This window comes from Pseudochryseolinea flava, assembly GCF_003286915.1.
In the GTDB taxonomy this organism is placed as follows: Bacteria; Bacteroidota; Bacteroidia; order Cytophagales; family Cyclobacteriaceae; genus Ohtaekwangia; species Ohtaekwangia flava.
The window spans coordinates 1-11,818 of record NZ_QMFY01000009.1; the positions used below are offsets into that span (position 1 = coordinate 1).

General features: G+C 43.3%; 11 protein-coding genes. 7 read left to right on the forward strand and 4 right to left on the reverse strand.

Translation table 11 applies throughout. The features are described 5' to 3' along the window. Window positions 1-215 precede the first annotated feature (215 nt). Both DQQ10_RS16765 and DQQ10_RS16770 read right to left on the reverse strand, forming a co-directional pair. Window positions 216-1,928 carry an IlvD/Edd family dehydratase gene (locus DQQ10_RS16765; RefSeq protein WP_112748057.1) on the reverse strand — a complete coding sequence of 571 codons (1,713 nt, stop codon included), beginning with the start codon at window positions 1,926-1,928 and terminating at the stop codon, window positions 216-218. 8 nt (window positions 1,929-1,936) lie between these two features. Beyond that, entirely contained in the window at window positions 1,937-2,449 is a 513-nt protein-coding gene (locus tag DQQ10_RS16770) for a YdeI/OmpD-associated family protein (protein WP_112748058.1), read from the reverse strand. 147 nt (window positions 2,450-2,596) lie between these two features. On the opposite strand from DQQ10_RS16770, the gene DQQ10_RS16775 reads away from it, so the two are divergent. The 4 genes from DQQ10_RS16775 to DQQ10_RS16790 all read left to right on the forward strand — a co-directional run bounded on the left by DQQ10_RS16775 (window position 2,597) and on the right by DQQ10_RS16790 (window position 5,428). Then, window positions 2,597-3,046, forward strand: coding sequence for a MarR family winged helix-turn-helix transcriptional regulator (locus DQQ10_RS16775; protein WP_112748059.1), 450 nt, complete (start codon window positions 2,597-2,599; stop codon window positions 3,044-3,046). Between the two features lie 93 nt (window positions 3,047-3,139). Then, entirely contained in the window at window positions 3,140-3,850 is a 711-nt protein-coding gene (locus DQQ10_RS16780) for a pirin family protein (RefSeq protein WP_112748267.1), read from the forward strand. A gap of 32 nt (window positions 3,851-3,882) precedes the next feature. Beyond that, window positions 3,883-4,752, forward strand: coding sequence for a pirin family protein (locus DQQ10_RS16785; protein WP_112748060.1), 870 nt, complete (start codon window positions 3,883-3,885; stop codon window positions 4,750-4,752). 88 nt (window positions 4,753-4,840) lie between these two features. Beyond that, window positions 4,841-5,428 (forward strand): nitroreductase family protein, encoded by a 588-nt coding sequence (locus DQQ10_RS16790; protein WP_165823968.1) that lies wholly within the window; start codon window positions 4,841-4,843, stop codon window positions 5,426-5,428. 7 nt (window positions 5,429-5,435) lie between these two features. Here DQQ10_RS16790 and DQQ10_RS16795 read toward each other — a convergent pair whose 3' ends face one another. Continuing rightward, window positions 5,436-7,250: a sensor histidine kinase gene (locus tag DQQ10_RS16795; RefSeq protein ID WP_165823970.1), complete on the reverse strand. Its 1,815-nt coding sequence runs from the start codon at window positions 7,248-7,250 to the stop codon at window positions 5,436-5,438. Window positions 7,251-7,467: 217 nt separating this feature from the next. Between DQQ10_RS16795 and DQQ10_RS16800 the strand changes: the two genes are divergently transcribed. The 3 genes from DQQ10_RS16800 to DQQ10_RS16810 are packed head-to-tail and all read left to right on the forward strand — an operon-like array spanning window position 7,468 to window position 11,230. Further along, complete coding sequence (locus tag DQQ10_RS16800) at window positions 7,468-9,762, forward strand: TonB-dependent receptor (protein WP_112748063.1); 2,295 nt, start codon at window positions 7,468-7,470, stop codon at window positions 9,760-9,762. Between the two features lie 4 nt (window positions 9,763-9,766). Beyond that, a complete protein-coding gene (locus DQQ10_RS16805) occupies window positions 9,767-10,627 on the forward strand; it encodes a DUF4249 domain-containing protein (protein ID WP_165823972.1) in 861 nt (286 codons plus the stop codon). A gap of 54 nt (window positions 10,628-10,681) precedes the next feature. After that, window positions 10,682-11,230 (forward strand): RBBP9/YdeN family alpha/beta hydrolase, encoded by a 549-nt coding sequence (locus tag DQQ10_RS16810; protein WP_112748065.1) that lies wholly within the window; start codon window positions 10,682-10,684, stop codon window positions 11,228-11,230. On the opposite strand, the gene DQQ10_RS16815 is transcribed toward DQQ10_RS16810, so the two are convergent. Further along, entirely contained in the window at window positions 11,220-11,714 is a 495-nt protein-coding gene (locus DQQ10_RS16815; protein WP_112748268.1) for a cupin domain-containing protein, read from the reverse strand. The two genes, DQQ10_RS16810 and DQQ10_RS16815, sit on opposite strands and share 11 nt — an antisense overlap. Window positions 11,715-11,818 lie beyond the last annotated feature (104 nt).

Below are 11,818 nucleotides of genomic sequence, written 5' to 3' on the forward strand. Positions count from 1 at the left end.
AATGAACATCACATACAATTTATTCAGGCTAACTCAACTGAACGTTAGTCTAAAAAGGTAGATATCCGCTCGATGAGGGCAAGAATCCTCCTATAGAGGAGAAAAAAATCAACGTCGACATAAAAACTGTACGGATGGTGCCTCTAAAAATGATTAAAAAAACAAAGCATCTCCAAAATCGGGTTTTTAGAGATGCCCTTAACGATTAACTAGCCTCAATGCGAATCCCGCGTAACCTCACTACCACTGCTTCCCACTAAAAAATCCATATCCGCCCCAAGGTGTGCTTGCTGTACATGTCGTTGGTATAGTTGAACATAGCCTCGTGTATACACTTTATGCCTTGGTTTCCATACGCGTTTTCTTTTATCAAGTTCTTCGTCTGAAACGTTTAATGTTATTGACCTGTTGGAAACATCGAGGGTGATAAGGTCGCCGTCTTCAATGACAGCAAAATTACCACCAGTAGCAGCTTCAGGTGATGCATGTAAGATCACCGTTCCGAAACCTGTTCCGCTCATGCGACCATCGGAAATGCGGATCATATCTGTAACGCCCGCGCGAAGAAGCTTTTTAGGAATGCTCATATTACCAACTTCTGGCATGCCTGGGTAGCCGATCGGACCAACATTTTTCAGTACAAGAATACTATTGGCATCAACATCAAGATTTTCATCGTCGATTCGTGCTTTAAAATCTTCGATGTCTTCAAATACAACCGCTTTACCCGTGTGTTTCATGAGATGGAGGCTTGCAGCTGATGGTTTTATCACAGCACCGTGCTCACATAGGTTTCCCTTTAATACGGCAACGCCTGACAGCGGATTGAAAGGTATATCGACGGGTGCAATGATTTCACGATTGTAACTGATGGCTTCGTCGTAATTTTGTTTTAGCGTGTTCCCATTAGCGGTCACACAATTACCATGTAGAAATTTATCGAGCTCTTTCATAACGGCAGGGAGTCCTCCGGCATAATAGAGATCTTCCATGAAATATTTTCCAGAAGGTTGAAGGTTTGCAAGCAATGGTACAGTCGTGGAAAGTTTATCGAAGTCGGAAAGTTCGAGGGTTACACCGATGCGCGCGGCAATCGCAAGAAGATGGATGATAAAATTCGTGGATCCGCCGATTGCAGCATTTACAACGATCGCATTTTCAAAGGCCTCACGAGTTAGAATCGACGAGGGCGTTATGTTTTCACGAACCATCTGTACGATGCGAGACCCTGAAAGCTGTGCCAATACTTTTCGCCGTGAGTCTGCCGCAGGAATTGCTGCATTATGAGGCAGTGTTAGCCCAAGAGATTCGACCATACATGCCATCGTTGAAGCCGTACCCATCACAGCACAATGTCCGCGACTTCTACACATGCATGCTTCAGCAACGGTTAAATCTTCTTGCGTCATTTCACCAGCGCGTACTGCATCATTAAATCGCCAAACATCACTCGTGCTAATATCTCTTCCCTCATACTTGCCTGTCAACATCGGCCCACCCGATACGACGATTGTGGGAATGTTAACACTGCAAGCGCCCATGACCAACGACGGTGTAGTTTTGTCACATCCACAAAGTAACACTACGCCATCTACGGGATTGGCGCGGATAGACTCTTCAACATCCATGCTCGCAAGATTTCGAAATAACATGGCGGTTGGTTTGATGAGTGTCTCCCCCAATGACATTACAGGAAACTCGACGGGAAATCCCCCAGCCTCTGAAACACCGCGCTTCACTGATTCAGCCAGTTCGCGGAAATGTGCATTACAAGGTGTTAGTTCAGAAAATGTATTACAGATACCAATCACAGGACGGCCATCGAATTCATGCGTAGGTATGCCTTGGTTCTTCATCCATGCCCGGTAGATGAATCCATCTTTGCCAGTTTTGCCAAACCAATTTTGACTCCGATACTTTTCTTTCATACAGCTTATTATTGGATCACACCATCGCGATATGCGCGCATCATTTCGCCATATCCCATTTGTTTTGCACATGCCATCACCGTAACCGTGATGCGCTTTGTTTTTGTTTCAATGGTCTTTGCGCCATCAATCCATTTGCTAAAATACTGCTGGTGGGAGGGTGGAAGACTTTTGAAAAATTTCAATGCAGCAGGCTCATCTTCTAAACATGCTATAAGGTCAGCCGACAATTGAAGTTTACGTTCATCAAGTTCTAGGCTCACTTTTACTTTTTCTCCAACCGTTTTGCCTGTGCCTTTGCGCATGGACGCATTGAAAGGTAATATGAACTGACCTTCACCCATGGGGAGAATTGATGTTTTCTCAATTTTGTGACCATCCAACGTACCTCTCACACGAAAGGACACTTTCGTCCCTGGTTTTAATTTATTGGCGTTGGCAGCACTAATCTCAATATATGTCCATCCAGACTTCTCGCCTTTTTTTTGAAATTTTTGGAGCGTACTAGTAAATGTTATCATAAGAATTTGTGAATTTAACACATATCATGAGTTGTTGAGTTGTTTGGCGCTCAATCTTAATCGCGACTTAATAAAATTATCCGGAAAGGCGCAAATGTTTGTAGCTACAACTATTGTCTCTACCTTAGGTGTGGAGAATGAATCAACATGTCTTTAGAGCACGATCTTCAACAAGAGAAGTTTAGCAGCGTTCACAACAAGGCTGCCGTCAATATACTATATACCAGTAGCTGGCTGTATAACCTGAACGCGAGTCGTCTAAAAGATTATGACATCACGCCTGAGCAATTCAATGTCCTCAGGATTTTGAGAGGAAGCCACCCGAAGCCGCTCATGCTGGCCGATATAGCCTTGCGAATGATTGACAAGAATAGCAACGCCACGAGACTGGTTGAAAAACTCCGGCAAAAGGGATTTCTAAAACGTGAAATTTGTGAAGAGAATCGGCGTCAGGTAGATATCATCATCACAGATAAAGGATTAAATGTCCTGAAGCGAATCGATTCGGATGAAGCAGAATGGCTTGCGAAATTAAAGACCATTACCAAAGCTGAAGCCCAAGAGTTGAATCGCATTTTAGACAAATTGAGAGGCTAATATATTTTTTCTTTAAATAGTTGTATAGACAACAATTGTATAGAACCTTATTTGATGGTGCACGTTAACATCACTAGCAAAAAAGGAGATTTTATGAAAACCGTGTTACACAAAGCAGCTTCACGAGGTCGTGCAAACCATGGGTGGTTGGATTCAAAACACACTTTTAGCTTTGCTAACTACTATGACCCAACCCGGATGCACTTCGGTGCGCTGCGTGTTTTGAATGATGATATTGTTGCCGGTGGCAGGGGTTTTGGTACTCATCCGCATGATAACATGGAAATTATTTCTATTCCGATAACTGGCGACCTTGAGCATAAAGATAGCATGGGCAATGTTGCTGTTATTCGTGAGAATGATGTGCAGGTGATGAGTGCTGGAACGGGAATTTATCATTCTGAATATAACAAGCGCCAAGATGAACACGTGAATTTTCTTCAGATCTGGCTGTTTCCCAAAGAACAAAATATACCACCACGCTATGGCCAGCAATCTTTCGAGCCAAAAGATCGTGTGAACAAATTGCAGCAAGTAATAACGGCTGATCAAAATGGCGAAGGCGTGTGGATAAACCAAGACGCATGGTTTCATTTAGGAAATTTAAATGATGGTTTTTCAGTCGCGTACACGTTGAAGCAAAAAGGACATGGCGTATATGTCTTCGTGATTGAAGGCGACGTCGATGTAAACGACCAGGCTTTGAACCGGCGCGATGGTGTCGGTGTATGGGAGACGGATTCCATTCGGATCACAGCGAAGAGCGATGCTAAAATTTTAGTGATGGAAGTACCAATGAATTAAACTAATACGCCTATGGAGGGCATTACAAATGTATGAAGACAAGAACTGTATCGACGTTGCTTTACGGTCAAACCGTTGACATGGGAGGGTTTCCTGTAAGACAAGCATTTCCAACCAACAACGTTGAGAACATCGATCCATTTTTATTACTGCATCACGCGAACATCAAAGTGCCAACACATGTTGAGCCGCGTCATGCTGGCGTTGGGCCTCATCCTCATCGCGGATTTTCCCCCGTAACATTTGTGTTTCAAGGTGGCGTGCATCACCGTGATAGTCGCGGAAACGACAGTGTTATTTATGAAGGTGGCGCGCAATGGATGAACGCAGGACGAGGTGTTATTCACAGTGAGCGACCACCGCATGATATTCTTGAGCGCGGCGGGAGACAAGAAATTATTCAACTGTGGATCAACACGCCTGCAAAGCATAAAATGGATGAGCCTTTTTATTTTCCCGTTAGTGCTGAGAATGCCGTCAGAAAAACCTACGATGAAAGTAAAGTAACATTAACAGTTTTCGCAGGTGAACTGGATGGATTAAAAGGACCTATTCCTTCACATACGGAAGTAAATGCGGCGACGTCTGAGCTGAAAAAGGGAGGGCGCCTTTCGGTAAATTTTCATCAAGATCATAACGCATTCATTTATTTGCTCGATGGTAAGCTCAAGGTAGAAGGGTTTGGTTTGGTTGAAGCGCATCATGCGGTGGTATTCAATCAAGACGGCGACGGAATCGTGATCGAAGCGCTTGAAGATACGAGGATCCTGTTGATGACAGGCGCTCCATTAAAAGAACAGGTCGTTTCCCACGGACCGTTCGTTATGAACACAACGACTGAAATATTGGAAGCAATGCGTGACTACCAAGTCGGGAAAATGGGTGTTCTGATAGAAGAATAATGTGACGAATACCAATCAGTTCCGGAATTCTGGAACTGATTTTTTTTTCATTGGAATGACGTTAACTTCGCTTCGTTATAATGAAGTCATGAAATCTGACAATGTTGATTTTCCAATTTCTGAGCTCATTCGCAGGAGAAAAAGTGTACGTGCGTTTACCGATCAGCTGGTCGAGCAGGATAAATTGAATTCGCTTTTCGAAGCTACGCGTTGGGCGCCATCAAGCACCAATGAGCAACCGTGGCTTTATATCTATGCGTCTAAAGATCAAACAGCATTGTGGAATAAGCTTTTTGAGGCGTTGAATGATGGTAACAAAATTTGGGTGAAGGATGCGCCGCTGTTGATCGTAAGTTTCGCTAGGAAAAACTTCACAAGATTCCCCGGACCGAACGCGCATGCAATGTACGATTTAGGTGGTGCGAATGCATTCCTAGCATTACAAGCTGTTGAGCTTGGTTTACAAGTCAGACAGATCGCAGGATTTAATGCTGCCAAGGTTATGGAAAATTTAAATGTCCCCGACCTTTATGAGCCTGGTGTTTTCTTAGCCGTCGGATACCCAGGAAGTCCGGAGTCGCTTCCCGAAAATTTGAAACTGAGAGAAGCTGCTCCACGCGAGAGAAATTCGCAGCAAGTTTTCGTGATGAATCAAGTCTTCGACAACGAAAAATAATCGCTGTCTACATCAAGGGGATACTGATGGTAACTTCTGTGCCTTCACCCTCTTCGCTATGTATGCTTAACTGCCCTCCGTTGCGCTTTACAAATTCTTTGCAAAGTAAAAGGCCAAGTCCAGTTCCTTTTTCTTGCTGCGTTCCTACTTTCGTAAAATACTCCGACCCTGTAATTAAGTTTATTTCGTCTTGATTCATTCCGATACCAGCATCAATCACTTTCAAGTGACAAAATCTTTCATCTTTCACTGCTCTTACCACTACTTTCTGATTGGCTTTCGAGAATTTAATTGCGTTGTGCATTAAATTTCGTAAGATCAACTGAAACTGATCTTGATCTACGCGAACGTGAATGGAATCAGTAATTTGGTTGTCGATGGTAATATTTTTTCTGCTGGCTTGCTCATCGAGTAGGCGTCGCGAATCTTCGACAGTCGTTTTTACATCCACGTCTTTTAGATCCGTCTTAATCCCTTCCATTTGGCTCATCGACCAACTGAGTAGATTCTCCAAGGTCCGTTGTGTTACGCCTAAGTTTGTCTTTAATTTATCCGAAAACAGAACGAATTCATCTGGAGTTAATTTTTTACTCGTTAACAATTCCAACAAAGCTTGTAGCGAAGCAATGGGACCACGAAGGTCATGGCTGATCACAGAAAATAGTTTGGATTTTAAATCGTTCAAGTGTTGCAGGAATTCTGCTTGCGCTTGGATCTCTTCCTTTTGTAAAGCGATGGCGCGGTTTTTTTCTTGAAGTTCACTGTTCGCGCGCGACTGAATATTTCGTAACCTAAACAATACAATAATGAGCGCCGCTAATAACACTATTCCAGCTCCCATTACAAAAGTAAGGAGCCGCTGATTGTGAACGAGTGACTCTTGCTGCGCATTTTCTTCTCCGAGCGCGGCAATCGTTTTGTTTTTTAATTCTAGCTCATAAAGCGATTGCATCTCTTGAATTTGCCCCGCTTTCTCTGTATTGTATAAACTGTCTTTGTACTGCGAAACGAGCTTGTATTGTTCTACTGCCAAAAGAGGTTCTTTCTTAAAGGTAAAGATCGTGGCCTTTAACTCGTGGACTTTTATCAGGGTTCCAAAATTGTCGAGTGCGCGATTGAGTGGAATAGATTTGTCGAGGAAGAATAAAGCGCTATCTGCTTGATGGGTGTGAAATGCATTTTGCGCAGCTTGTAAATAACAGATGCCGAGACCTCGCCGATTGTCCACAAGTTTATCGAGCACTACCGCAGCCCTGTTATAAAAAGCGCTTTCATTGTAGCGTTTTAACAGGAAGAATACTTTCGATTTGCGACTTAATAGAATACTTAAGTTTAATGAGTCTTTAAAAGCTTCGTAAAGGTGAATGCCTTTATCTGCTGAAATCAATGCGGAATCGTAAGCACCAGTTTCTGTTTGAAGCATACTTTCTTCACGATAGACATCGGCAAGTAAATGTGGCTGATCTCCTTTAATCGTCAGTAAGTGCGCTCGTTTAAGATACGCACGTGCTTGATCGTAGTTCTTCAGGTCAACGAAAGTTCTGGCAAGTGACAGATAGCTTTCTCCCCAATGAAAAACATGAGTCGTGTTCTCGTACGCTTTTAGTGCTTTAAAGCCATACTCGGTACTCAACCTGTAATTTGCCTTCGCCCAATAAGCCTTCGATAAAACGAAATAACTGTAGCCTTCTAAGTAGGGTAATTCTTGCTCTAACGCTTGAGCTAATGATCGTTTGGAAATGACGATGGATGAGTCTGGTGTTGTTAGGAAAAGTTTATAAGCTTTTACCAAATTCGTAGCAATAACGGTACTGTCTGTCACCGTTGGCTGCGCCGAAGAAATGTGACTCGCAAAAAGCAGTAAGATTAAAAACCGAAATCCTCGCATTTACACGCTCGAAAACCTTAAATAATCATTATTTCCAGGTTCATACAATTGAATTACCGTTAAAAAAGCATGTAAGGATTGGATGAGAAAGAATCAAGAATTTTAATGTGTCAACAACTTAAGAAAGTGCATCTCTGTTCGTTAAATTGTGATGGTGCTGAATAGTGTGAAAATTATATTTACAATATCTCTGTTATTTTACGGATGCAGTTTGTTTGCGCAGACAGTAACAGTGAAGGGTGTGGTCAAAGACGATGGTACGGAAACCTTACCGCAGGCCTTCGTTTCCATCATGCCCGACTCGATCACCGTACCTACTTCGACTACGGGAAAATTCTCTTTTAAGGTTGCACCTGGCCGAAAGATCATTCGTGTCTCTTACGTTGGATTTGAAAATCATGTACTGTCTTTAAACATCAAGCGCGATACCACGATACAACTTGTGATGCGGGCGAAAGTAAGCGCCCTCGAAGAAGTTGTGGTTACCGGGCAGCGAAATGTACAGGAAGATGTTTTCAATGCGAATCGAACAAGTACCCACGTACTTACACAAGATATTATCAATGCAATTCCAGTTCTGGGTGGAGAAGCGGACTTGATCAAAACATTACAGCTGCTACCAGGAACGTTGCGCGGCGTAGAAGGAAGTTCTGATCTTTTTGTTCGCGGTGGCGCTGCCGATCAAAATCTTGTCCTTCTCGATGGCGCCCCGATCTACAACACGAGTCACTTGTTTGGTTTTCTTTCGGTTTTTAACCCCGATATTCTTGATAAAGTTGAAGCAATAAATGGTGGATTTCCCGCTGAATACGGAGGTCGACTCTCGTCTATCTTAAATGTTCAATCGGCAAGCGACATCGCTACGCGTACTCATCTTTCCGGTGACATTGGTGTTATCGCGTCGCGATTGTATGTAGAGCAACCCATTGTGAAAGACAAAGCTTCTTTTTGGATCGCTGGCCGTAGAACCTATATTGATCAAGTCGTAAAAGCGCTGGGAGAAGAGCTTCCTTACTATTTCTACGATCTGAACGGAAAACTAATACTCCGACCAACGAAGCGCGATCACATTGAGATCTCGCATTACGGTGGTGAAGATATATTAGACATTTTCCGAGATAGAAATGGCGATGGTCGAGGTTTTCTCACGACGTATCAGTCGGGAAACAACAGTCAGTCGTTTAACTGGACGAAAACACTAAGACGAGATTGGATTGGAAAAATTTCAGCAACACGCTCGAAGTATCATTATAATATAAGGAATGCTTTCGAAGAGAATGAATTGCGAGCTGTTTCTGACATTGAAGATTATAGCGTGCGTGTATTACTTCAGCGCGATTCCATCAATCGTGTCGGCATATTAAAAACCGGCTTTGAATGGACACGCCATGCTGTAAGTCCAAATGTAATCAACACTACCGGAAACCTTTCAGAACTGTTGGAAAGTAGCGCCAGCAGTGGTCGCGTTGCACATGAATTTGCCGTGCATAGCCAATATGAATGGCCGATAACGCCGCGCCTTTCGCTCAATGCTGGATTGCGTGTGACCATGGCTGCTGTTGAATGCAAACAATATCTAAATCCAGAACCGCGTTTCTCGGCACGCTATACATTAGACGAGACATCAGCGCTTAAATTGAGTTACTCAAGAATGGTGCAGTACATGCATCGCATTTCAAACTCCGCCGTCAGCTCACCAACTGATATTTGGTATCCGGTAACGGAAGATATAAAACCTCAATCGTCTCATCAGTTCGCGGCTGGATGGCAGAAAACTTTTCTTGACAGAAAGGTCTTTTTTAGCGCGGAAGCATATTATAAAGACATGAGAAATTTGATAGGCTATGAAGAAGGCACGAATCTTTTTCTGAACACTGACTTTCAATCGAAGCTCATTCAAGGAAAGGGAACAGCGTACGGACTTGAACTTTTGCTTCGTAAGGACATTGGAAAGTTTACGGGCTGGATAAGTTATACGCTCTCGTGGTCATGGCGACAGTTCGATGAAGTCAACAGTGGACGATGGTTCCCGTCGCGCTATGACAGAAGACACAATGGTGCCGTGGTTGCGCAGTATGCATTGAATAAGCGCTGGGCTTTATCGATGGTGTGGGAGTATATTTCAGGGGCGCGTTTCACGCCCGTGGTGGGACAATACATCGTATTTGCGCCGACATTGACAGGCGCCGATCTCATTCCCATTTACTCCGGATTAAATGAAGTTCATCTTGCGAATTCGCATCGACTGGATTTTGGCGTGAAATTTAAAAGCAAACCGACGAAAAAGTTTAAGTGGGAATGGTTTGCGGGCGTATATAATGCGTACAACCGTGCCAATCCGATTGGTATTAATATCGAACAAGACGATACAACGGGGGAGCTACACTACGAGCAGCCCGGATTGTTTGGTTTGATTCCTTTTGTGAGTTATGGATTTAAATTATAGCAGCGTGAAAAACAAAAACGGATACATCGCTTTTTCTGGAATCGCGCTACTGTTGGTCATGGCGATAGCGTGTATGCCAGACCCGCTCCCCGTGAAAGGGTTACCAACGGTAAAACAACAAATTGTGGTGTCTACGCAGATTATTCCAGATGAATCACTTGTAGTTTTGCTCACAAAAAGCTTTAGTGCGCTGGATGCCGATTCGGACACCGACCCTGAAGAATTGCTCAATGAAATTGGCGTGAACGATGCACAAGTGACTGTATCAGGTCCAGCGGGTACTTATCGGTTAAATTTTTTAAGATTCGGATTCTATGGCGGAATTAACATACCGTTTGAACCCGGCGAAACTTACACACTAACGGTGAAAAGCCTGTCGCTAGGAGACGTACAGGCAACTACCACAGTACAATCTCAAATCACCTTCGACCAAATCGATGCTTCATTGTATTTCAACGGCTTCGATGACACGCTCGCGCAAGTAACTTATCAATTTAATGACCCTCCCAATAAAAACTACTACATGATCAATGTACAAGAGGTTGAACAGGAGGACATCATTCAAAATGCGATCAACCCAAACGCGTATACGAAGATTATGACGGATGAGGATTTTCAAGGGCAAAATTTCGGTGAAACATTCAGGGTGTTCCCACGAGAATATGAACCAGGAGATACCATCGCGGTAACGTTGTCGAATATCAGTAGCGAATATTACGATTTCATCGAGAAGCGAATTGATAATCGTTATAGCTTCATAGAATTTTTAGGCGAACCCGTAAACTATCCATCAAACGTTGTGGGCGGGAAAGGATTTTTTAATTTATATATCCCTGACATCCGATTTTTTGTATTGGAAGAATAATATTCGAACGGATCAGGGATTTTTATTTGCGTCAATCATCTCAGTTAATTTACAATGACCTTTAATTCGAAGATCTTGATTTTGCCAGGGCTCGGAAATTCTGGCGAGTATCATTGGCAAACGTTGTGGGAAAATCAGTATGGCTTCGAGCGTGTTGTGCAAGACAACTGGGAAACACCGAGTTGTGAGGAATGGATCGCTCAAATCGATCGCGTAATTCAGTCTCATAACAGCGACAATGTTATTCTGGTTGGTCACAGTCTAGCGTGTAGCACAATTGTTTTCTGGGCAAACCGCTATGGTAGAAAGGTGAAAGGCGCATTGCTCGTTGCGCCTAGTGATACCGTTGCTCCATCGTATCCACTAGGAACAACAGGATTCACACCCATGCCTGAGTTTAAATTACCTTTTCCCTCTATTGTCATCACCAGTAGTGATGATTTTTATGTGAGCTTAGAAAGAGCAAAGCATTTTGCTACAGTATGGGGAAGCGATTTCATCAACATTGGCCCCGCCGGACATATCAACGCTTCATCAGGGATTGGCGATTGGCCTCAAGGTATCGCGTATTTGAAGCGCCTCGATCAGTCGATTATTTTGTAAGCTTTATAATAATTTCTTCGTGAGAAGGAAATTGATCGAGTAACGCGAGGCGTGATGCCATTTCAAAATCGGCGAAGTCAAACCCTGGTGCAACAGTACAACTCGAAAGAACAAAGAGACCATCTTTAACGATCGCACCAAACCATTTTCCCGCAGGCACTACAACTTGCAAGTGCTCTCCATTGTCGATGTCGCAACCCAATTTGAGTTCAATAAGTTTGCCGTGATCGAGTATGTAGATCGATAATGTTCCGCCAGCGTGATAGTACCATATTTCATCGGAATGAATTCGGTGAAAGACTGATCGATCTTCCGCGCGAAGAAGAAAAAAAATTGCCGTAGAATAATTACGGTCGCCCTTAAAGTTCGGCGACAATGCATCGTGAGAGATCTTTCCGTCGGCACGATAAGTTTCACGATAAAAACCACCTTCCGGATGCGGAAGCAGGTGTAGTTTTTCAATCCAATGATTTGATGTCCGCATCTTCTTTTTGCTAAAATAGGCATTGAGAACTTCCAATTAAAATCTGCGAACACTAGTCGATTTAATAACCCGAAAACGTTTGCGACATCATTTATTTGAAATAG

Coding starts and splice junctions, on each gene's coding strand:
- DQQ10_RS16770 (WP_112748058.1), bottom strand. CDS start 2,449: ATGATAACATTTACTAGTACGCTCCAAAAATTTCAAAAAAAAGGCGAG.
- DQQ10_RS16810 (WP_112748065.1), top strand. CDS start 10,682: ATGACCTTTAATTCGAAGATCTTGATTTTGCCAGGGCTCGGAAATTCT.
- DQQ10_RS16780 (WP_112748267.1), top strand. CDS start 3,140: ATGAAAACCGTGTTACACAAAGCAGCTTCACGAGGTCGTGCAAACCAT.
- DQQ10_RS16790 (WP_165823968.1), top strand. CDS start 4,841: ATGAAATCTGACAATGTTGATTTTCCAATTTCTGAGCTCATTCGCAGG.
- DQQ10_RS16815 (WP_112748268.1), bottom strand. CDS start 11,714: ATGCGGACATCAAATCATTGGATTGAAAAACTACACCTGCTTCCGCAT.
- DQQ10_RS16775 (WP_112748059.1), top strand. CDS start 2,597: ATGTCTTTAGAGCACGATCTTCAACAAGAGAAGTTTAGCAGCGTTCAC.
- DQQ10_RS16785 (WP_112748060.1), top strand. CDS start 3,883: ATGAAGACAAGAACTGTATCGACGTTGCTTTACGGTCAAACCGTTGAC.
- DQQ10_RS16800 (WP_112748063.1), top strand. CDS start 7,468: ATGGTGCTGAATAGTGTGAAAATTATATTTACAATATCTCTGTTATTT.
- DQQ10_RS16765 (WP_112748057.1), bottom strand. CDS start 1,928: ATGAAAGAAAAGTATCGGAGTCAAAATTGGTTTGGCAAAACTGGCAAA.